The following is a 20,628-nucleotide window of genomic DNA, read 5'->3' on the forward strand; positions in this document are numbered from 1 at the left end:
CGGGCGCCGCCCGCGCGCCCGCGGGGGGGGGGGGGGCCGGCCCCCCCCCCCGGCCCCCCCGCCCGCCCCCGCCCGGCGCCCGCCGCGGGGGGGGCCCCCCCCCCCCCCCGCGGTTCGTTGCAGCAGGCCATCGCGGGGCCGGCTCAGGTGAGTTCCAGGGACTTTCCGATCGGAAAGCAGTCCAGCCGGCTCAACCTGCCCGGCGGTCGGACTACTCGAAAACGAATCGGAACGTCTGCCCTTGGTGTCCCACACCCGGGCTGCCGAAGTCGGCCATCACGTCGCGGTGGTCGCCCTTACCGCCGTAGACGAAGACGACCGCCTCCTTGCTCTCGTCGGTGTACATGGTGTTCCAGATCTGGAACTTGGCCTGGCCATCGCTGAAGTTCTTGAGCTTGGCCCAGTCGCCCTGGTTGATGGTGCAGTTGTTGAACACGACTGGGCCGAGGAACTTCACGCCGCCAGTGACGCCGGATGTCGTCATCTTCTGCACGTTGTTGTCCCTGTACCAGACGTCGAGGTCCCCGTTGGCCGTCAGGAGTCCGCCGACGGTGAGGGCGTCGGCGATGGTGACGCTGTTTCCGGTGAGGACCTCGGTGTCGCTGTTGATGCTGAGCTTCATGCTGGAGGGGCCTCGCAGGTCCCGGATCCGGACGATGGCGTCGGCGCCGGTGGCGCTGAGGTTGCCGTCGACGGTGAGGTCGCTGGTGACATGGGCGCCGTACAGGGTCACGGGCTTGGTGTGGTCGCCGCCGTACACGGTCGCCGCGGCGTGGATCTCACCGCCGACCTCCAGCGTCTGCGCGCAGTGCAGGCCTTGGACGTTGCTCTGCCCGGACACCTGGGCGTCCCCGTTCACCGTCAGGGTGCCGAGTGTGAGGTCGGGCTTGTCCACGGTGACGTTGGTGTGCAGGTAGTGGGTGACGGTGTGGCCGTCGGTGGTGAGGCTGGCGCGCAGGTGGAAGGTGGCGTCGCGGGTGAGTGTCGGGGAGGTCCAGGTGCGGGTGTTGGTGACGTCGTAGGACTTGTTCTCGTGGAGCATGGTGTAGGCGGCGCCGTGGGAGGCGGTCCAGGTCAGGGTGACGGTGTTGCCGTTGGTCACGGTGGTGTGGCCGTCGTCGAGGAACGCGGGTGTCAGGTCGCTGAACTGGAAGCCTGGGAAGCACTTGCCGAGTTGGAACTCGGCGGTTCCCTTGGAGGTGTCGCCCTCGTCGTCCTGGGTCCTCTCCAGGATGTCGAGGGTGGTGACGCCGATCTCGCCGTTGACGGCGATGTTGGTGAGCTCGAACAGTACGGCCTTGTCGGTGACTTCGACGTAGCCCTGGTCGCCGGTGGGCACGGCGAGGAAGGTGCCGTCGTCCTCGCGGGCGAAGGTCCAGTCGGCGCCGGGGGTCACCGTGGCGTGGATCTGGTCCAGGTGTTCCGTGAGGGCGCCGGCGCCGGTGCCTGCGACGAGGGTGAACTTGACGGAGACGACGCGGACCGGGTCGGGGCCGGGGTTGGCGGCGGTGACGGAGATCGTGGCCGGGGTGAACGTGGTGTCCGCCGGGGTGATCTCCAGGGGTGAAGGTGCGGTGGTGACGAGGTAGTTCAGGGCGGTGGAGGCGCTGGCTCCGGCGCGGACGAACACTGCTGCTCCTGGGTCGGTAATCCGTGGCTCTGTGGTTCGTGGATCGGTGGTGCGTGGGTCGGTGGTCACTGCTCGTCGGCGGCCGCGCCGCGCAGGCGCAGGCGGCCGGTGCGGGCACTGAGCGGGGCGGCCGGGGTCGGGATGTGGCCGGGGGTGCCGGCGGGTGCCAGCGGGCTGTCCTGCCAGCCGGTGGTGGTGGTTTCGGCCCAGCTCCAGGCGCCGTGGCGGGCCGGGGGGCGGGGCAGGACCCAGCCGGTGGCGGGGCTGCCGTCGGCGCCGGTGACGCCCTGCGGGCTGGTCAGGACCGGGCCGAGGCGGAAGGAGACCTCCATCCGGGAGAGCGCGGCGCTGACGAACTCGGCGGGCACGGTGAAGACGGAGACCGGCAGGATGTCGCTGACCGCGTGGACGGCGCCCCGGGGGTCGGCGAGCAGGGTGAGGTACTGCGGGGTGCCGGCGGTGGTGAGCGGGAACCCGGTGCCGATGCCGGCCAGGTAGGACGGGGCGTCCGACGGCAGGTGGACGGTGTGCAGGGTGGTGTAGTCGTCGCCGCTGGTGTAGCCGATCAGGCCGTCGGCGAGGTTCTCCAGCGCGCCGAGCCGCACGCCCCACCGGTAGTCCAGGGAGACCGGCCGGGGCGCGGTGCTGCTCGGGTCCAGGACGTACTGCCACTGTTCCCAGCTGGGGTCCATGACCGGCGGTCCGTCGAGTTCGAGGGCCAGCCGGGTGCGCAGCAGGGCCAGGGGCCGCCCGGCGAGCACGGTCATGGTGGTGTCGTCCCAGCCGCCGAGCGGGTTGACGGTGTAGAGGGTCTCGTCGACGGCCTTCAGGGTGGCGGCCAGGGCCGACGGGCCGGCGTCGCGCAGGCCGGTCAGGAAGGAGGCCAGGTGCGGGAGTTCGGGGGCGAGGCTGTCCAGGGTGGGGTATGCGGAGCCCGGTGCCGGGTCCCAGACGACCTGCTGCTGGCCGCTGTCGGTGTAGACCGTCCGGCACTGGCCGAGCGCGCCGCCGTCGGGGTCGAAGGCGGCGAGGGCGGCGTCCAGATGGTTGGGCAGCAGCCAGCCGCAGACGGGGTTGACGCCCGCGTGCAGGTCGAGCACCTGGCTGTCGTCGGTGGCGCTGACGGCGTCGAAGCGGAGCCGGGCTCCTTGCAGGAGGCGGGGGCGCAGTTCGGCGTAGCGGTAGGGGAACTCCGGCAGGATCGTCGCGCCGTCGTCCGGGCGCACGCTGTCGGCCAGCACCAGGTGCTTCTTGTCGTTGTCGGTGGAGCTGCCGCTGCCCTGCGGGTTGATCGGGTCGGTGACCTGGCCGAACTGGTCGACGACCGCGATCCGGTTGAAGTAGAACTGGCCGGCGCGCAGGTGCGGGAAGTCCGAGGCGGGCCACTTGCCGCTGCGGGAGGGCAGGGCGCCGGGGACGGGGGTGCTCTGGTACTGGGAGCCGATCAGGGTGGCCAGGCCCTTGGCGTCGTCGGGGTGGGCGGCGAGGGCCGGGTCGCGCAGGGTGATGCGCGGGGTGAGTCCGTCGAGGGCCTGGCTGAGCAGGTCCCAGCCGGCCACCTGGTCGGCGAGTTGCTGGAGCTCGTCCTGGGGCGCGTCGGGGTGGGTGGCGCGGTACTGCTTGATCTGGGCGGCGAGGTTGAAGGTGGCGTGCGGGGTGAGGTAGATCCGCCCCGTGTAGGACTGGTAGACGGGCGGGTCGGCCGGGCCGGTCTTCGTCCAGTGGTAGCGGGTGCCGTCGAACTGCCAGCAGTCGCCGTCGGAGGTGTCGTGCGGGATGGGGTAGTAGGACAGCTCGTAGAGCAGGTAGAGCGGCTTCCAGGGCTGGCGCCAGCTGCTGGTGCCGAGGGCGGGGAGGGTGCCGGTGACCCGCTGGTCGGGGTGGGCCACGGCGTCGGCGAGGGTGCCGGCGGCCTGGGCCTGGTCGAGCAGCCAGAACTCGCCGAGCAGGGTGGCGAGGGTGGCGGCCTCGGGCAGGTGGGTCAGGGGCGGCCCGGGCACGGTGGCCGGGGCGGGGGCCAGGCCGCTGCCCAGGTCGATGCCGGTCAGCAGGTGGTCCGGCGTGCGGCAGGGCAGTGCGGCGGTGAGGTCGGCCGGGGTCGGTGTCTTGATCCCGTTCAGCAGCACCACCGGGTCCTGCGCGTGGTGGAACTCGCCCAGCGGGGAGCGCTTGAGCGTGCAGGTCGCGGGGTCGGCGCCGTGCGCGGTCAGGTAGGCCTGGGCGGCGGTGGCGAGGTCCTCGTCGGTGGCGCCCCAGGGGATCGGCTGCGTGTGCCCGGAGCGGGGGTCGCGGCGGGCAGCGATCTCGGCGGCCAGTGCCGTGACCCGGGCGGCGAGGCTGTCCTGCTCGCTGGGCTTCAGGGTGGCGGGCAGCGTGTCGGTGTAGGCGTCGGGGACGTCGTCGAGGCGGTTGAGCCACCAGGCGCCGTACAACTTCCACTGGGTGTCGGCCAGTTGGCGCACCTGGGCGTCGTGGGCGGCCTGGTCGGTGTTGAGCCGGGCGCAGAGTTCGGCGCCGGCGGTGCCGTCCACCAGGTCCCAGGTGTAGCCGCCGTGGGTGGAGCCGAACCAGGCGCGGTGGATGGACTGGTCGACGGACTCGGTGCCCGCGTCGTCCAGGCCGTCGAGCAGGCCGTGCGCCAGCGCCTCCAGCCGGGCGGCGTCGTCGGCGTCGGTGCCCTTGGCCACCAGCAGGGCGGTGAGCGCGTCGACGGAGCTGTTGCCCACGGCGACGTCCACGTCGACGCCCTGGGGGCGGTCCGAGGCGGGCACGCTGCCGGTCTTTTCCCAGTTCAGGCCCAGCACCTGACCGGTGTAGAGGGTGCGGTCGGTGGGCGGGGTGTCGGCGGTGGGGTCGGCGGCCAGGGCCCAGCCGAGGTCGGCCAGGCTGGTCGCCTCGTGCAGCGGGTCGGCGCCGGGTGCGGAGTACCAGCCGGTGACGAGGTAGCTGAGGGTGTTCTGGTCCGCGACGCCCGTGAGGTCGTCGTGCAGGGAGAGCACGTTCTCGTTGAAGGGCTGGAAGGCGGAGAAGGTGAGCAGGCCCGGTCCGGCGGCGGTGACGTACGGGTCCTGGGTGCCGCTCTCGCCCGGCCAGTCGGCGGCGGCGGTGCGCCGTCCGATGTGGACGCTTTTGGCGGTCCCGGGGCGCAGGTAGGGGGTGGTGCCGGTGGCGGTGTCGCCGTCGGCGGGCAGCCAGTCGCTCTCGATCACCCAGGAGTCGGCGGTGCGGCCGGCGGCCGGGCCGCTGTAGCGGACGACGAGCCATCGGTTGGGTACCAGCGGGAAGGTGGTGTCGCCGGTGTCCGGGTCGTGCGCGCCGTTGCGCAGGGCCTGGGGCAGCTGCCACTGGAGGTAGACGCCGCCCGCGGCGGTGTCGGTGTCCCAGTGCGCGGCCAGGTTGTTGTCGAAGGGCCCGCCCTCGGGCGGGAGGTTCTGCGCCAGCAGGTTGAAGTTGGCCTGCCAGCGGATGAACGGCACGCTGAAGCGGACTTCGTCGTTGACCGCCAGGGCGTCGACCTGGACCGGGACGATCAGCGGTCCCTTGTCGTCGTTCGGCATGGTGCTCGCTTTCGTCAGGATCGCTGGAGGGTCATCGCTGGAAGGTCATCTGCTGGGCCGCCTTGACCATCTGGATCGCCCAGCCGGCCGCGCTGAGGCCGCCTGCCTGGGCGTGGTCGCCGAGGGCGGCGGTGATGGCGTCGCCGATCCGGGTGACGTCCAGGACCCGGGTGTCCGGGTTCAGGTAGCCGCTGACCTGCGTCAGCTGGACGCCCGGCAGCGTGGTGCCGATGTTGTCGCCCTTGAGGTTGCGCAGGTCCAGGACGTCGCCGTCCTGGATGCCGAAGTGCAGGCCCTGGGGCGGCTCCGCCACCACGAGCCGGTCCACGATGCCGTCGGCCAGCACCAGCAGCACGTCCTCGCCCACCGTGTCGGCGCGCAGCACCGTCAGTTCGTCCTCGCCGGCGTACAGGTGCATGCGCAGGGCGGGCCAGCCGGGCACCAGGCAGGAGCGGACCAGGAAGCCCGAGAGGCGGGCGGGCAGGTCGGTGAGGGCGTCGTGCAGCAGCGTGCTGAGGTCGCTGTCCAGGCTGCCGGAGATGCCGATGCTCAGCGCCCCGTCGATGAGCGCCGTCTGCCAGGCCCGGTCGACGTAGCAGAAGCGCAGGCTCTCGTTGGGCAGCAGCTCCTGGCGGGGCACGAGCTGTTCCAGGGGCACCGGGTGGAGCAGGGCCAGGCGGTCCAGCCAGTCCAGCACCGGGTTCGCGGCGTCGGCGGTCGCCGCCCGCAGTGCCTCGCGTGCCTCGGGCCGGGCCAGCTGGCCGCGCAGCCACGGCGCGGCGGCCTGGAGGGGCGCCGCCGGTCGCGCCTGGGCCAGCCGCCGGCCGGCGGCGGCCTGGTCCAGCGGGCTCGCCAGCGCGGTGGTGAGGGTGTGGGCGAGGCCGCCCAGGGCGCTCGCCTCGAACGCCTGCCGGGCCGGGCGGGCGCCGATCGCCGCGGGTGCGCCCAGGGGGTCGGTCGCGGCCCGGGTGCCGGCGAGGCTGCCGCTGCCGGCCCGGGCGCGCGCGGCGAGCATCCGGCCCGCGCCGGCCCGGGCCACCGTGCGCCAGGCCATCAGCGCGGGCGGGAACTGCGGGTCCGCGAGCGCGAGGGAGCGGCCCAGGGTCCACGCGGCGGCGTAGCTGACGTCGAAGAGGCCGTGCTCCTCCAGGTACACCAGCCGGGCGTCCGCGTTCGCGCTGTGCTCCACGGTCTGCGGGAGCGGCTGGGTGGGCAGCGGGGTGAGCGGGCCCCGGTACCAGGCGTAGCTCTGCTCGCCCGAGTCGAGCTGGTGGGCCAGTGGCGTGTAGCCCTGGGTGAGCCGGTCGCCGGCCTCGCCGGTGGCGCCGTTCGGCGGCAGCCGCAGCCCCAGCGCGGCGGCGTCCTGGCTGCCGGGTGCGGCCAGGTTCTCGACGAGGGTGCCGAAGTGCGCCCCGGAGTCCGGCAGGGAGCGGAACGACCAGGACCGCAGCGAGACCAGGCGCAGCGGCGCGCTCGCCACCGTGCTGCCGTCGAGGTACGCGGCGAAGCCCTCCAGGGAGACCAGGTGGGCCGTGTACTGGCCGCCGGTGGTGGTGGGGAAGCGGTTGCCCACGACCACCGCGTGCAGGCCCTCGTAGGACGGGTCGTCGCGCAGGGTGTGCCACCAGCGGGGCGGGGTGGCGCGGTGGACGCCGCGCAGCGAGCGGGCCCGGGTGCGGTCGCTGCGTGAGCGCGCCCCGCTGGGCTCGTCCTCGCCGCGCCGCAGGTGGACGAGCCGGCCCAGCTCCCCGGTGCGCGGGGCGATCGCGGCGAACAGCTTCGGGGGGACGTCGATCGTTCGGCACTCGGTGGCCTGGTCCGGCTGTTCGACGTCGGTCAGCGCGGGGGCGATGGCCTCGGTGGCGGGGGTGGCCAGCAGGTCGGCGACGGTCGTCGTCTCGGTGCGGCCGGTGGCGGACGGGTCGCCCGGCAGCTCGCCCTCGGCGAAGAGGAGCACCGCCAGCCACGGTACGGCCGGCTGTCCGGGGGTGGGCGGCGCCCCCGTGAGGGTGCGTTCCCAGGGCAGTGGCGGAGTGTCCAGGGTGATGTGCGGCAGCAGCTGGTCGAAGGTGCCGGTGGCGCCGTCGGTGGGGTACACCCCGTGCACCGCGCCGTCGGGCAGCGCGAACCGCGCGGCCTGTACCTCAAGGGTGCGCACCACTGGCGTGGCGAAGTAGTCGCCGGTGTCCAGGCCGTCGATGGCGTGCCCGGTGGTGATCTGGTAGGTCCCCGCCTCCAGGGCCGGGACGAGGCTGTCGTGGAACTCCAGGCCGCTGGCGGTTCCGGAATCTTGACTGAGCATCAGGTGGTCACTTTCCGGTCGGGACGAGAAGCGGCTCGGCGGCCAGGTCGCCGCGGGCGAGGTCGGCGTAGCCGCTCAGCGGGCAGGCGGGGTCGAGCAGGTACCCGAGCCCGCCGAGCTGGGCGCGCAGGGCCTCGCGCTTCGTGGCGGTCGAGGGGGCGGCGATGCCGGTGTCGGCGGAGGTGATGGCCGCCACGGTCTGCGCGCTCGTCTGCGCCACGGGGCCGACCGCGGCCGCTCCCGCGTCCAGGGGCAGGGCGCCCTGGGGCAGCAGCGGGTCGAGGTCGAGGACGCCGGGTGCGACCGTCAGCTGTCCGTTGAAGGCCGGTGCCGGGACGGTGACCGTCAGGCCGGTCAGCCGGCCGGGCAGCAGCCCGGTGCCGTTCAGCGAGCTCTCGCCCGGGCCCCACAGCGACTGCGGCACGTTGGAGCGCACCGGCTCGACGCTCCAGGTGGAGTGGTCGACCTCCTGGCCGTCCTTGGTGATCGTGACGCTGTGGGTGGACGTCAGGTCGCCCTGCTGCATCGGGCGGATGTGCAGCGGGTCCTCGTCCGGGGTCACGGCGGCGCCGCCGAAGAGCACCTTGCTGGCCGGCACGGCCGAGGAGGTGACGAAGCTGAACCCGTGGGTGGAGGCGTACCAGGGGCCGGTGTCCGTTCCGTCGTCGCCCACCCGGGCGAGGGACGAGGGAGCGGTGGGCTTCCAGGACAGCCCGGCGACCGGATTGGCCTGCACGGCCTGCTGTTTGGGCGGCAGCTGGGACTGGAAGTCGGTCCAGGGGACGGGCGGCAGGTGGTCCGGGCGGCTCTTGCCGAAGCCGATGTGGAAGCTGATGAACCACAGGTGGACGGTGGCGTTGCCGCCGATGGGCGGGCCCCACAGCTCCACGTCCACGCCGAGTTCCAGGCTGATCGTGATGTGGACGAACCAGACGTGGAGGGAGAACCGCACCCCGATGCTGACGCCCATGGCGACGTCGAAGAAGAACGGCGACCACTGGATCAGCGCGTCCAGGTGCGCGGTGAACCAGGCCCGCAGCGGACCGGTGTCGAAGACCAGCGCCAGCGCGCCGCCCAGCATCGCCGCGTGCGGGGTGATGGCCGCGTACGCCTGAGCGGTCAGGGTGAGGGTGTTGCTGATCGACCACTTGATCCCCAGCCGGGGTACGGCGGGGTAGTGGCCGGGCTTGACGAACGCCGGGTGGTAGCCGCCGACGGAGACCACGAAGTCCCCGGCGTGCGGGCTCGGGGGCACCCAGACGCAGAGCGCGAGGCCGCCGGTGGGCTTGCAGTTCTTGTCCAGGATGTAGGACTTGTCGGTCAGTTGGGCCGTCAGGGAGAGCAGGCCCTCGCTCTGCCGGTACAGCGCCTCGGCCGCGATCTGGATCCGTGCCACCTTCGGATCCTTGCCCGCCTTCTGCTCGGCCGCCGTCAGCTTGGGGAAGTCGAACTCCCCGAGCCCCAGCAGCGCGATCACCAGGGACTCGCCGAACTCGACCAGTGCCATGGAACGGAAGTCGGCCAGCTCGAACATCGTCCAGTGCAGGCCCGCCGCGACCCAGATCTCGCCGTCCTTGGGCGCGACCCAGGGTTTGAGCCCGCCTGTCAGCGTGTCCAGCACCTTCATCGGGGTCGAGTCGGCGCCGCCGGTCAGGTTGAGCAGGGGGAAGGTGTCCACCTCGGTCAGCGCCGGGACGCGGACCTCGCTGTGGTAGCCGAAGCCCAGGGAGACGTCCTTGACCCGGAAGGGCGGCGGGCCGAAGCCGGCCTCCGGGTTGGTGCCGGTGCCGAGTTGGCCGAAGAGGAAGAGCGAGAGCGTGCCGTCCGCCTTGCGCGCGTAGGAGCCGGCGATCCCGACGCTGATGACCGGCGCCGTCAGCATGCCGTCGCCGTCGTACCGCACCGGCCAGTCCGGAGTCGGGTTCGTGCGCAGCGCGCCGCCCAGCGCGATCGGGTCCGCCTTCGCGCTGATGCCCAGGCCCTTGAGCACGGGGGTTGCCTTGCCGGGGTCGGCCAGCGGAATGCTGACCCCGAAGCCGCTCGCCTCGAACGTCAGGGCGTGGGCGTTGATGCTGAAGTCCGCGGTGACCTGGATCGTGCCCTTGGCGTAGCCGAGGTTGAGCTTGCCCAGCCGGAACGGGCCGCTGGACTCCGCCTTCGCCGGCTGGTCGGCCTTGCCGCTGGGACCCTTGTCCTGCGGCAGGGCGGTCCAGGTGCGCGAGGCCTCGCCGAGCCGGACCTTCACGGCCTCCCGGGGCGTGCCGCCGAGGTCGTAGGCGAGGGACGCCGTGACCCCGCTGTCCAGCGGGCCGGCCGGCAGCTCGGGCACGTTCCCCACGGGGAAGTCGGCCTTGACCGCCTTGAGGGCCTTGTTGAGGTCCGCCACCTCGGTGTCGTCCAGCCCGTCCGTGATGAACAGCAGGGCCACGTGCTGCATCACCAGGTCGTTGGCCGGCGGCACCAGTGCCTTGATGATCGGCAGCCCGGACAGCGACAGCTTGACGGCCGCCTGCACCACGCCGAGGTAGCGCCTGCCCGCGTCGCCCCGGTCCTGGATCAGCAGCGCCCAGGCCACGCTGGAGGCCGGGGCTCCGCCGCTCAGGGCGGCGCTCCCGGACAGCACCAGCGTCTTCGTGCCCTGGTCGTAGCGGAGCCAGACGTCGGTGAGGTTGAAGCCCAGGTCCGCGGGCAGGGCGCAGCCGAAGGACTGCGTGACGTCCGGCAGCTCGCCGCCGCCGGCGCCGTCCGGCACCAGCGGGCCGTCGCCGTCGACCGGTAGGCGGTAGGCGGCGCCGTTGAGCGTGCAGCCCAGGACGGCGCCGACGTCGCCGCCGCGCAGGACGAACCTGGGCTGGGTGAAGCCGAACGTGGACAGGTAGGTGAAGTCCTCGGTCGCTGCCGCCGTGGTGAAGGTCCAGAGACTCAGGGTGAACGCGATGTCGAAGCCGACGAGTTGCTTGCCGTCGGCGTCGGCCGTGAAGGCCACCGTGACCGGCAGGCCGGTCGCTGCCCCCAGCGCGGCGGTGCCGTGGACCGTCAGGGCGTCGCTGTCGGTGGTCGCCTTGCCGACCTTCAGCGAATCGCCGAGGTGGCGCGAGACCAGATCGGCCGCCCCGAGTTCCTCACCGGTGATCTCGAACGTCTTGCCCTGGCTGCTTGCCAGCCGCTGCCGTAGTTCGTCGATGCTCAGTGTCATCAGCCGGTCGGCCTCCCGCCCTGGTTGTGTTCCATCCGGTCCCGGCCCCCCCGGCCTGCCCGACCGGCCGGGCGTCCCCGCCATTGGCCCATTTCGGTTCGGGACATGACAATTGAGCCCCCCTGGACCAACCAGGGTGACAACGGCCGTGCGCCCCAGGGGCCTTGACTCGCCAGGCCCGGCGTGCACGTCCGACGCGGGACTGTCGCAGCGTATCCGAGGCGTGCGCGGATAGTGACGGAACGATCCGATCTTGGCCGATACGCATCGCCTACGGCCGAGTTCGACAGCTGTCGTCGAGCCCCTAGGTCCTGCCCGCCCCCGCGGCCCGGAAGGCGGGATAGTGCGGCAGCGGAGCTACATCCCACTCCCGGGCGGCCTTGCGCAGCAGTTGTCGCACGGTCTGCGCGAACGCCGGGAACTCCCCGAGCGTGCTCGCCACGTGCCAGCGGTGCCTGAGGACCTGGCGCCTGGTCGCCACGGGTCGACGTGTCCTGTGCATCGGTCCGTCCTCCACCGTCTGCGGCAGCAGGCGCACGGTTGCGTTCACCGTCCAGACCGCGACGGCCTGCCGCATCCCGGCCTGCCACACCGCGTCCTCGGCCAACGCCGGGTACACCGCGACGACCTCCGCCCGGTAAGCCTCCTCGACCTTCCGGGCGATCCCCGCCGGCAGGACGAAGACGCACCAGCAGGTGGAGAACGGCGTTCTGCAGTACGCGGCCGTCAGGAACACCGACTGGTAGCAAGCGGCTTCGAAGTCGAGCAGCCGCAGCCCCTGCGGCGTGAGCAGGTTGTTGTCAGGGCAGGTGTCGCCCGGGGTGAACGCCGGATACTCCTCCCCGCCCGCCGTTCCCATGCGAGCGAGTTCCTCGCACAGCCCGGCGGGAGCCGCGACACCGACCGCGTCGAGCACCGCGGGCAGGGCAGCCACATTCCGCGCGATCCACGGCTCGTCATCCCAGGCGGTCATCCCCGTGCCGTACCGGGCCCACAACTGCCTGAACTCGACTCGCCGATGCACCGACTTCGCAGCCAGCCGCCCAAGCGCGCGCGCCCAGGTCACCAGGCCTTCCCCGGCGGCCTTCGCGTCGCTTCCCAGCAGCACGTCCGCCAGCGTCGGTGAATCACCGAGGTCCGCCATGACCAGCAGCGGGACCTTCGGGTCCACCCCCAGCACCTCGGGGCCGGCAAGACCGAACGAGAGCCCGGCCGCCTCCGCGGCAAAGCAGCGCCGGGCCTCCGGCTCGTCGGTGTAGGCCTTGACGATCACGCTCTCCCCGGAACCGGTCCGGCAGCGCAGCACCGTGCTGCGCCGGCTTCCGCCCAAGTCGACGGGCTCGGACAGCTCCGTGTCCAACAGCTCTGCAGCGGCACGCAATATCCCATCCACCCGGGCATCCTGCCACCATGGCCGACCAACAGCTCGATACACCCCTCGGTACGGAAACATGACCGAACGTCAGTGCGTGATCGCCCGAGTCGTCGTTCGAGCCAACCCCCCGGCCGGACGGGCCGGTCAGGGCAGGAAGTGGTCGTGCCGGCCGTAGAGTTCCGCCCAATCCGCCTCGCTCATCGGGCGCTTTCCGGCCGCGATCTCCGAGATTTCCTCGAAGAACGATTCGCGTGGCACACCCGGCACGAAGAGCATCAGCATCGAGGCCGGCTCGTTGGACTCGTTGCGGAAGCCGTGCACAGCGCCCTCCGGCACGTGCAGGAAGTCACCCGCCTCGGCGTCGATCCACCGTTCACCGTCGTACAGGCGCATGATCCCGGACAGGACGAAGAAGGACTCGGACATGGTCCGGTGGAAGTGTGGAGCGGGGCCTGTCGGCCGGGGCCCCATGTCCAATCGGTACAGGCCGAACGTCTTGTTCGCGGAGGGCGTGTCGACCAGGTAGTGGACGCTTGTTCCCCCCGCGCCGATCAACACGTCCGGCGCGGCGGCGCCGAATCGGAGATTTGCCGTATTCTCGCCCGATTCACCCCAGTAGTGAGCTATTGGGTAGGACATGACGGATTTCCCTTTCGAGGCATCGCGTGATTGGTCGGTGGTGGTCCGTCCCCTCGGTGTCGAAGCGACGTGTAGCCGGCCGGCTGCCGAGGGTGCCGGACAGGGCGGCGGCGCTCGGCCCGGCGGCGCTGATCACGGCCGAAGCACCCTGCGCGGCGTGGGCCTGGCGGTTCCACCGGCTCTTCGCAGCCCAAGATGACCCAGACGTCCGCAGGCCCACAGGTCCACGGTGCGCCGAGGCGGCCGTCGGCGCACCCGCAGCGGCCTGGCGATGGCCCCCGCTACGGGGGCGGGGCCTGTGCGGGCACTGGAGGACCTGCGTGCCGAGAAGTCCTGGCGGGCTGTTCCGAGCGGTGGGTCGGCACCCCGCTGCGTGTGACTCCCGGGGACCACCCTCCTCGGACCGGAATACCGGTGGATCCCCTCCACCTCGCGGCTCGCTGCTACTGTGGGCCCAGAATCAACGGAATGCGCGAAAAATCGCTCCTGAATGGTGTTTCTGAGCGGCGCCCTCGCGGTGTTTGTTCCCTTCGCGGAACCCCAGTGCTTCCTTCGTGACCACAACGAAGGCAGAAGACTGTGCACCAGCACCGTGTCGTCATCGCCGGCGCCGGACTCGGCGGCCTCACCCTCGCCCACGGGCTGCGCGCCCGTGGCTTCGACGTCGCCGTGTACGAGCGGGACCCGCACCCGGACGCGAGGCCGCAGGGCTACCGCGTCCAGCTCGACGAACCCGGGCTCGCGGCCCTGGAACACTGCCTGCCGGAGCACCTCTTCCGGCTGGGCCTGGCGACCGCGGCCTCGCCGCCCGCCCGGGTCTCCGTCCGCGACCGCCACCTGGGCACGCTCGCGGACCGGCCCACCGCGCCGGGCCCCGATCCCACCGACGGCACGGCCCGCCCGTACCGCCCGTACCGCTCGTACGCGTTCAACCGGCCGACGCTGCGCCAGATCCTGCTCTCCGGCCTGGCGGACACCGTGCGCTACGGCGCGGAACTGCTGAGCTGGGAGAGGGAGCAGGACGGAACGGTCACCGCGCGGTTCGCCGACGGCCGCAGCGCGAGCGCCGACCTCCTGGTCGGCGCCGACGGGGTCGGATCGGTGGTACGCCGGCAGCTGCTGCCGCACGCCCGGGTCGAGGACGCCGGACTGCGCCTGATCTACGGCAGGATCCCGCTGGACGCGCCGGATGCGCCGGATACCGGGGTTGGAGAGGTCGGAGGGGCGGAGGCGGCCGCGCTGCCGCCATGGGTGTTCGACAGCATCTTCACCGTGGTGACCGGTGGGCCGGGAAGTCCGCACGTCGGGTTCGGGCCCGTGCGGTTCGCCCGCCCTCCCGGCGCCGCCGGCCCGGCACACACACCGCCCGTCCCCCTCACCCCCGTCGGCGACTACGTCGCCTGCCTGGTGGGAGCGCCGGCGGACCACCCCGCCATGCCCTCGTTCGAGGCGCTGCGCGGTCTCGACGGCCCCGCCCTGCGCGAGCTGGCCGGACGCCTGGTGGGCGACGACTGGCACCCCGACGTGCACCGCCTCCTGGACCGCTGGGAGACCGACTCGCTGTTCCCGCTGCGCATCTCCACGGCGAGCCCCGTACCGCCGTGGGAGCCGGGCCCCGTCACCCTGCTCGGGGACGCGATCCACGCCATGAGTCCGGTGCTGGCGATGGGCGCGAACACCGCGATCCGCGACGCCGCCGAGCTGACGCGGACCCTGGCCGGGGCCGCGGCCTCCGGCGCGCCGCTGGTGGACGGCGTACGGGACTACGAGCTCCGGATGCGGGAGTACGCCTTCTCCGTCGTGGCCGCCTCCCGGCGAACCGGCCGACAGCGGGTCGGGCAGAGCTGACGGCCGGGAGGGGCGAGTCCTGGTCCTGGATTGCGGTCCACCCGTGGTGACGGCTCGTCAGGAACGGGCTGCCGAGCCGGTCACCCGGGTGGTCGTCGGGGCAGGTCGAGGCGGACGAGGTGCTGGTCGGTGCCGCCGTCGGGCCGGTGCACGGTGCGGTAGGCGTACGGGACGGTGCTGGCAGGGAAGGTGACGATGCCTTCCTCCACGACGGGCCGCTGGTCGGCGATGGCCCGCAGCCGGGCATCGGTGTCGGCCGGCAGCTGCGGCTCGGGCGGGCGGCGGTGGCGGCCGGCCATCCTCAGGCGGTCGGTTCCGACGGGGCCGGGCGGCCCGACCGGCCGGTTTTGCTCTGGCCGGTTTCGCTGCGCCCGGGCTGGTTCACGAGGTCCTCCTCGCGGGCTGGTCGGCCCCGTCGGCCCTGTCGGCCAGCAGCGGCAGGTAGTGCTGAAGGTAGGGCGGGACCTTGAGGTCGAGCACCTCGGCCAGGGGGACCATGCGGACGGCCAGGCCCTCGTCGCCGAGCCGGAGGTCCGCCTCCGGGCCGTCCCAGGCGGCGTGCAGGACGCGGGTGAGCGGGGAGACCAGCTCGTGGTGCGGGCCGGGCAGGATCCGGAGCCCCGTGATCTCGATGCCGGCTTCCTCGCGGACCTCGCGCGCCGCGTTCTCCTGCGGGGTCTCGACGCCCTCGCGCCAGCCGCCGATGGGGGTCCAGTAGCCCGGCCAGGCGATGCCCGGCTTGTCGTCGCGGTGGTGCATCAGCAGCCGGCCGTGCCGGTCGGTGACGAGGACCATGACCCCTTCGAACTCGTCGGCCGGGGAGGGGCGTTCCAGGTACAGCGGCGTGCCGCAGCGGTGGGCGCGCAGCACCTGGAGGAGCCGCTGGTAGCGGTCCGGTGGCATCAGGTCGCACCAGTCGTGGGCGGTCTCGAAGCGCCACTCGGTGTGCTCGGCCGGGTCGAGCCGGATGCGGGCCTGCTGCTCCGGGGTCAGGACGCCGCCGTCGAAGACGTATCCGCACACCGGCACCGGGTACTCCGTACCGGCCTGCTCGTGGACGACCGCGACCAGGCGCCGCCGGGCGATCACCTCGGGGTTCTCCGCGGCGAGGTCGAGGCCGAGTTCCTCCTGGGCCTCGCGCAGCGCCGTGCCGAACGGGGTCTCGCCGTGTTCGACGTTGCCGCCGGGGAGGCTCCACACGGCCGGGTTGATGGTCGAGCGCATCCCGAGGACGCGGCCGTCCGGGTCGGTGACCAGGAAGCACCCGTAGACCGTGGGCCGCGCGACGGTGGTGAGGTAGCCGCCGACCGGCCGCCAGCCCGGGATCGCCAGGCGACGGGTGAGCCACCTGATCACCTCGCGCTCTCCGTCGCCGGCCTGCGGCAGCTGGTCGGGACGGGCCCACTGCTGGTCGTCGTGCTCGGCCGACAGCGTGACCGGGGTGCCGTCCGGCACGACGGCGGTGAACACGAACTGCCGTACCCGGCGGCCGTTCCGGTCGGTGAGGTCCAGGCTCCGCGCGTACTCCAGCGGCAGCCCGGCGAGCCCGGTCTGCTCGGCCAGTTCCCGGGCCGCGCCCGCCTCGATCCCCTCGCCGCTCTCCCGGCCGCCGATCCCCTCGCCGTCCTCCCGGCCGCCGCCCGGGTACTCCCACATGCCGGGGAGGGCGTCGTGCGCGGCCCGGCGGATCATCAGGACCCGGCCGGAGGCGTCGCGGACCACTACGCCGACGCCGATCCGCTCGATGTCCTCGCGGGCGGCCAGTGCGGTCAGCACCTTGAAATCGATCACTGCGCGGACTCCTCGTTCCCTCGGGCCGACGGGGCTGCTGAGCGGGGGCGCCGGGACGCTCCTCCTGCCGGCGCGCCGGGGCGGGCCGAATCAGCATCAGGGCAGCCGAGTTGGGGCGGCCGTGCGGTCGGCAGGGGACAGATGATGGCGCTGTTCGAACGCGGGGTTCAAGCAGGCCACCTCCGGGCGCGCCCGGGGCGAACGGGGAGTTTTCGAGCACCGCGCCGCCGTGTCGGGTACGCCCTCCAGCCGGTCGCGAACGGCCGGTCGGCAGGGTGGCGGAGCCCAGCGCACGGGCGGCGAGAGCCTGTTCGAGCGCGGTCGTCAGGCGGGCTTCGAGCCTGTTGCCGACGCCCGCGTGGGCGGCGAGGCCGCGCGGGGAGCAGTCGCCGCCGGCTTCACTCGTTCGGCTGGCCGGGCGGTCCAGGAGGTTTCCGCCGGCGGCCCGCCGACGGGTTCCTGGGCGTTCATAGCACGATCTTGTTCATGTTCACATTTTGGCGCTGATCTCGCCGCCGGTGCTGAGCACCATGTACACGCCGTTGGCGACGGCTCCGGCGTCTTGCTGGTTCGCCTCCAGCGTGCCGTTCACCGCGCCGTCGTTGCCGAGGATCTGCGCGCGGTAGTGGAGTTCGCCGATCTTCGTGACCTTGGCCGTCCAGCCGCCCGCGAGCTTGAACGTGCCCGGTCCCTGGTGCCCGCCGCCCATCCAGGAGTGGGCCGTGCCGTCCAGCGAGAGCACGATGAACATGTCGTTGAAGTCGACCCCGGCGTCGGAGTCGTGCGTCTCCAACGTGCCGTACTCCGTACCGTTGTTGACGATCTTCGCGGTGTAGTTCTGGTTGCCGGTCGCGCGGATCTCGGCCGTGCTGCCGTCCACCAGCTTCTGGGTGCGGACCGGGGACGTCCCCTTGGGCGGGGCGGCCGGCGGCGTGGTGGTGGTGTGGCGCGCGGTGGGCGTGGCGGCCGGAGCGGCGGTGCCGGGCGCGGGGGGCGCGGCCGGAGTGCTGGCCGGCGCTGCGGCGTCGGGCGTGGTGGGAGCGCTGGGCGCGGCGGCCGGCGGGGTGGTGCCCTGCGCGCTGGGCGTGGTGGGCGCGGCGGCCGGAGCGGCGGTGCCGGGCGCGGGGGACGGGCTGGAGCAAGCTGTCGCGGTGGACACCAGCAGAGCGGCCGCCAGGGCGGAGCCGGCCAGCGTACGGACGGCGGACGAGCGACGGTTCGTTAAGGTCGACATGCGGTGCTCCTGAGCGAAGTACGGGTGAGGAACAGCTCGTTGCCCGTGGCCTCTCCTGCGGGGACCAGGAGCAACGTGGCTGCGTACAGGAACGAAGTTAGTGTGAGCAGTCGACGAAACAGACCCTGCTATGTCACCAGACTGCTACGCCCTCCCCGTGCCCTCACCTGCACCGCAGGCCGTCGAGCCACGGGACCGAAGCGGAAGGGTCGGTTTCGGCCAGTTGTGCTGTTCATGTATACACGCATTCACATCTTCGGAATGCTGACCGCACATGCTGTGTCGGATCTACGACAAGGAGAAGGTCATGCGTCGAATCGCAGCCATCGGCACCGGGGCGGCACTGCTCATGGGAGCGGGGCTGATCGCCGCGCCGTCAGCCTCGGCGATCTCCTACTGCGTCACCAACCAGGGCCAGAACTGGGGCTCCGTCAACTGCCAGACCAGTGCCCCGAAGAACCACTGGCAACTCGTCCTGATCTGTGAAAGCGACAGCGTCAAGGGCATCCGGCAGACGATCAACGGCCGCTGGCACACCGGCGACGGCTCCGACACCCTGTACTGTTCCACGGGCTACAGCGCCGCCCTCACCAACGTCAACAGCGACAACTGACTGATGGGGATGCGTGCCTGAGCGGTTTCCCGGGCGATCAGCGATCGCGGGCCGGCGCGTCGCGCAATCCCTCCTCGAAGGCCGAGTACGGGTACTGGTCGGTACCGGATCCGGGCATTTCGAGCTTCTTGAGCTGCCCGCCGACGACGTGGGACACCAGCGGCACGGGCAAGGCGTCCGGCCAGAGGCCGGTCCGCTTGCCCTCGGAGAGGACGCGGCGGAACGCGCCGGTGGATCCCCGCAGGCTGCGGCCGTTCGCCTTCAACTCCTCTGCGGCGCACTCGCCGTCGCCTTCGACGACCTGAAGCAGGATCTGCTGCGCCCGGGGCGGCAGGCGGTCGTAGTAGGAGCGGGCCCGCTCCGGTGTCCAGCGGTCGTCGGGCAGCGCCGTCACGACGGCGTCCGGCATGGTGGCGAAGGCGAGCAGCTTCTCCAGCGCCTCGGGGGTCGGATTCTCCACGGTGATCGTGATCCTCATGGGGCAACACCCTTGCAGCCCCGGATCCTGAACACAAATAACCGCAGTAGATGTGTTGCAGACAAGAAGGCCGCTCCGAGTTGTCGAAGGGACCTTCAGTGCGATTGCAGGGCTGCTCCGCGATGCTTCACACGTGTCGAGCGGAGCCGGGTCGAGCAGGGCCAGGTCGAGTAGGTCCGGTGACCTCCCAGGCCGCCTCGATCATCCGGAAGATCTCGTCCACCGCGGCCTCCGGATCGGCCGCCTCACGGGCCAGGGCATAGGCGTCGATCGTGAACCTCGCGATCGCCCGGCAGGCCGTCGTGGTCTGCGGCAGGCCGAGGTCGGTGGCGATGGCCGTTGCCAGCGAGTCCGCGTGGCGCAGCCTCATCGAATCCTCGTACTCCCGCAGGGCGGGGGATTCCTCGATCATGCGCCAGATCGGGGCGGCGGCGTCCGCCGTGCAATGGCGTATCAGGGCGTGGATCTCGCGGCGCAGCGCGGGGATGAGCGGCTCGTGCGGCGCCCGGGCGGTGGCCGCCTGGGTGAGGCGTTGCTCGAAGTCGTCGTCCCGCTCGAACACCAGGGCCTCTTTCGAGGCGAAGTGGGAGAAGAGCGTGGTGACGGCCACGTCGGCCTCGGCGGCCACGTCCCGGATTCCCACCGCGTCGTACCCGCGCTCCAGGAAGAGCCGCAGGGCGGTGTCGGCGATCTTCTGGCGGGTCGCGGCCTTCTTGCGTTCGCGGCGTCCGGGCGGCACGGTCATGCCCTCACGCTAGCAGATACGAAGGTGAAACAGTTCCGAAACACTAACCGTTAGTGCTACGGTCGACCGCATGAAGAACATGAAGAAGGTGAGCTTCGCCGAGTTCGGCGGGCCGGACGTTCTGCAGCTCGTCGACGCCGAGCGGCCCCACCCGGGTCCCGGTCAGATCCGCATCGCCGTACGGGCGGCGGGCGTCAACCCCGTCGACTGGAGGATCCGCGAAGGCCAGTTCCTCCAAGCCCACCCGATCGAGTTGCCCTCTGGCGTCGGGCAGGACGCCTCGGGGGTGGTCGACGAGGTCGGCGAGGGCGTCGAAGGGATCGAGGCCGGCGACCACGTGTTCGGCGAGGGCTTGAGCACCTACGCCGAGTTCGCCGTGCTGTCGGCCTGGGCCCGGATGCCCGAAGGGCTGACGTTCGAAGAGGCCGCCGGCTACCCCTCCGTGGTGGAGACCGCGCTGCGCATCATCCGTCAGGTCGGCGTGCGGCCCGGGCAGACGCTGCTGGCCAGCGGTGCGTCCGGGGGAGTCGGCTCGGCAGTGCTGCAGATCGCCCGCGACCGCGGCATCACGGTGATCGGCACGGCCGGCGCCGCGAACCAGGACTACCTGCGCAGCCTGGGTGCCGTCGCCACGACGTACGGCGAGGGCTGGGTCGAGCGGGTGCGGCAGCTCGGCCAGGTCGACGCGGCGCTCGACCTGGCCGGTTCGGGCGTGATCCGCGAACTCGTCGAGCTGACCGGGGATCCGCAGAAGGTGGTCTCCATCGCCGACCTCGCGGCGCCGCAGCTCGGCGTCCGGTTCTCCGGCGTGGCCGGGAGCATGCCGGAGGCGCTCGCGGAGGCCGTCGACCTCATCGCGCGGGGCAGGCTCCACATCCCGGTCGAGAAGTCGTACACGCTCGCCGAGGCCGCGGCGGCGCACATCGACAGCCACGCCGGCCACACCCGGGGGCGCCGGGTCGTGCTCGTCTGAGCCGCATTCCGGAAAGACGTACCACCCTTGCACCTTGTTCCCGACCTGTGGAAACAGACCGAGGTGGTGGGGGTCACGACCCTGGCGTGGCCCCTTCTACCGCCCTGCGGCGCGTGTTCTCAGGGCATCGTCGTGGGGCGGGCGCCGTCCGGCGCAGTGGGCGCGGCGGGGGGGGGGCCGGCCACCCGCCGTTCCGGAGCTCGAGTTAGCGGCGCGGCCGTCGGGGGATTGGCCATTTGGGTTTGCC

At 72.2% G+C, this 20,628-nt stretch carries 14 protein-coding genes; 3 read left to right on the forward strand and 11 right to left on the reverse strand.

Translation table 11 applies throughout. The features are described from left to right. Positions 1-211 precede the first annotated feature (211 nt). The 6 genes from ACFV6D_RS36010 to ACFV6D_RS36035 all read right to left on the reverse strand — a co-directional run bounded on the left by ACFV6D_RS36010 (position 212) and on the right by ACFV6D_RS36035 (position 12,699). On the reverse strand, positions 212-1,630 hold the full coding sequence (locus ACFV6D_RS36010) for a hypothetical protein (RefSeq protein ID WP_380424088.1): 1,419 nt from the start codon (positions 1,628-1,630) through the stop codon (positions 212-214). Positions 1,631-1,695: 65 nt separating this feature from the next. Then, complete coding sequence (locus ACFV6D_RS36015; RefSeq protein ID WP_380562968.1) at positions 1,696-5,187, reverse strand: hypothetical protein; 3,492 nt, start codon at positions 5,185-5,187, stop codon at positions 1,696-1,698. A 31-nt stretch (positions 5,188-5,218) separates the two neighbouring features. Next, complete coding sequence (locus ACFV6D_RS36020) at positions 5,219-7,489, reverse strand: hypothetical protein (protein ID WP_380562970.1); 2,271 nt, start codon at positions 7,487-7,489, stop codon at positions 5,219-5,221. A gap of 7 nt (positions 7,490-7,496) precedes the next feature. Beyond that, positions 7,497-10,685: a DUF6603 domain-containing protein gene (locus tag ACFV6D_RS36025; protein WP_380562971.1), complete on the reverse strand. Its 3,189-nt coding sequence runs from the start codon at positions 10,683-10,685 to the stop codon at positions 7,497-7,499. A gap of 304 nt (positions 10,686-10,989) precedes the next feature. Then, entirely contained in the window at positions 10,990-12,078 is a 1,089-nt protein-coding gene (locus tag ACFV6D_RS36030; protein ID WP_380562973.1) for a hypothetical protein, read from the reverse strand. A gap of 126 nt (positions 12,079-12,204) precedes the next feature. After that, positions 12,205-12,699: a cupin domain-containing protein gene (locus tag ACFV6D_RS36035; protein ID WP_380562975.1), complete on the reverse strand. Its 495-nt coding sequence runs from the start codon at positions 12,697-12,699 to the stop codon at positions 12,205-12,207. 579 nt (positions 12,700-13,278) lie between these two features. Here ACFV6D_RS36035 and ACFV6D_RS36040 point away from each other — a divergent pair. Next, a complete protein-coding gene (locus ACFV6D_RS36040; protein WP_380562977.1) occupies positions 13,279-14,547 on the forward strand; it encodes an FAD-dependent oxidoreductase in 1,269 nt (422 codons plus the stop codon). A gap of 80 nt (positions 14,548-14,627) precedes the next feature. Here ACFV6D_RS36040 and ACFV6D_RS36045 read toward each other — a convergent pair whose 3' ends face one another. The 3 genes from ACFV6D_RS36045 to ACFV6D_RS36055 all read right to left on the reverse strand — a co-directional run bounded on the left by ACFV6D_RS36045 (position 14,628) and on the right by ACFV6D_RS36055 (position 17,572). After that, a complete protein-coding gene (locus tag ACFV6D_RS36045; RefSeq protein WP_063352329.1) occupies positions 14,628-14,846 on the reverse strand; it encodes a hypothetical protein in 219 nt (72 codons plus the stop codon). Between the two features lie 82 nt (positions 14,847-14,928). Beyond that, a complete protein-coding gene (locus ACFV6D_RS36050) occupies positions 14,929-16,338 on the reverse strand; it encodes an NUDIX domain-containing protein (protein WP_380562979.1) in 1,410 nt (469 codons plus the stop codon). Between the two features lie 490 nt (positions 16,339-16,828). Beyond that, on the reverse strand, positions 16,829-17,572 hold the full coding sequence (locus tag ACFV6D_RS36055) for a hypothetical protein (RefSeq protein ID WP_380562981.1): 744 nt from the start codon (positions 17,570-17,572) through the stop codon (positions 16,829-16,831). Between the two features lie 307 nt (positions 17,573-17,879). Between ACFV6D_RS36055 and ACFV6D_RS36060 the strand changes: the two genes are divergently transcribed. Next, positions 17,880-18,185: a hypothetical protein gene (locus tag ACFV6D_RS36060; RefSeq protein ID WP_159398696.1), complete on the forward strand. Its 306-nt coding sequence runs from the start codon at positions 17,880-17,882 to the stop codon at positions 18,183-18,185. 37 nt (positions 18,186-18,222) lie between these two features. Here the strand turns inward: ACFV6D_RS36060 and ACFV6D_RS36065 are convergent, their stop codons facing one another. Continuing rightward, positions 18,223-18,663 (reverse strand): hypothetical protein, encoded by a 441-nt coding sequence (locus ACFV6D_RS36065; protein ID WP_063352326.1) that lies wholly within the window; start codon positions 18,661-18,663, stop codon positions 18,223-18,225. Positions 18,664-18,790: 127 nt separating this feature from the next. Then, on the reverse strand, positions 18,791-19,408 hold the full coding sequence (locus tag ACFV6D_RS36070; protein WP_380562983.1) for a TetR/AcrR family transcriptional regulator: 618 nt from the start codon (positions 19,406-19,408) through the stop codon (positions 18,791-18,793). 79 nt (positions 19,409-19,487) lie between these two features. Here ACFV6D_RS36070 and ACFV6D_RS36075 point away from each other — a divergent pair, with 79 nt between their 5' ends. Next, positions 19,488-20,381 (forward strand): NADP-dependent oxidoreductase, encoded by an 894-nt coding sequence (locus tag ACFV6D_RS36075; protein ID WP_380562988.1) that lies wholly within the window; start codon positions 19,488-19,490, stop codon positions 20,379-20,381. The last annotated feature ends 247 nt before the right edge of the window (positions 20,382-20,628 follow it).

This window comes from Kitasatospora sp. NPDC059812, assembly GCF_042732075.1.
Taxonomy (GTDB): Bacteria; Actinomycetota; Actinomycetes; order Streptomycetales; family Streptomycetaceae; genus Kitasatospora.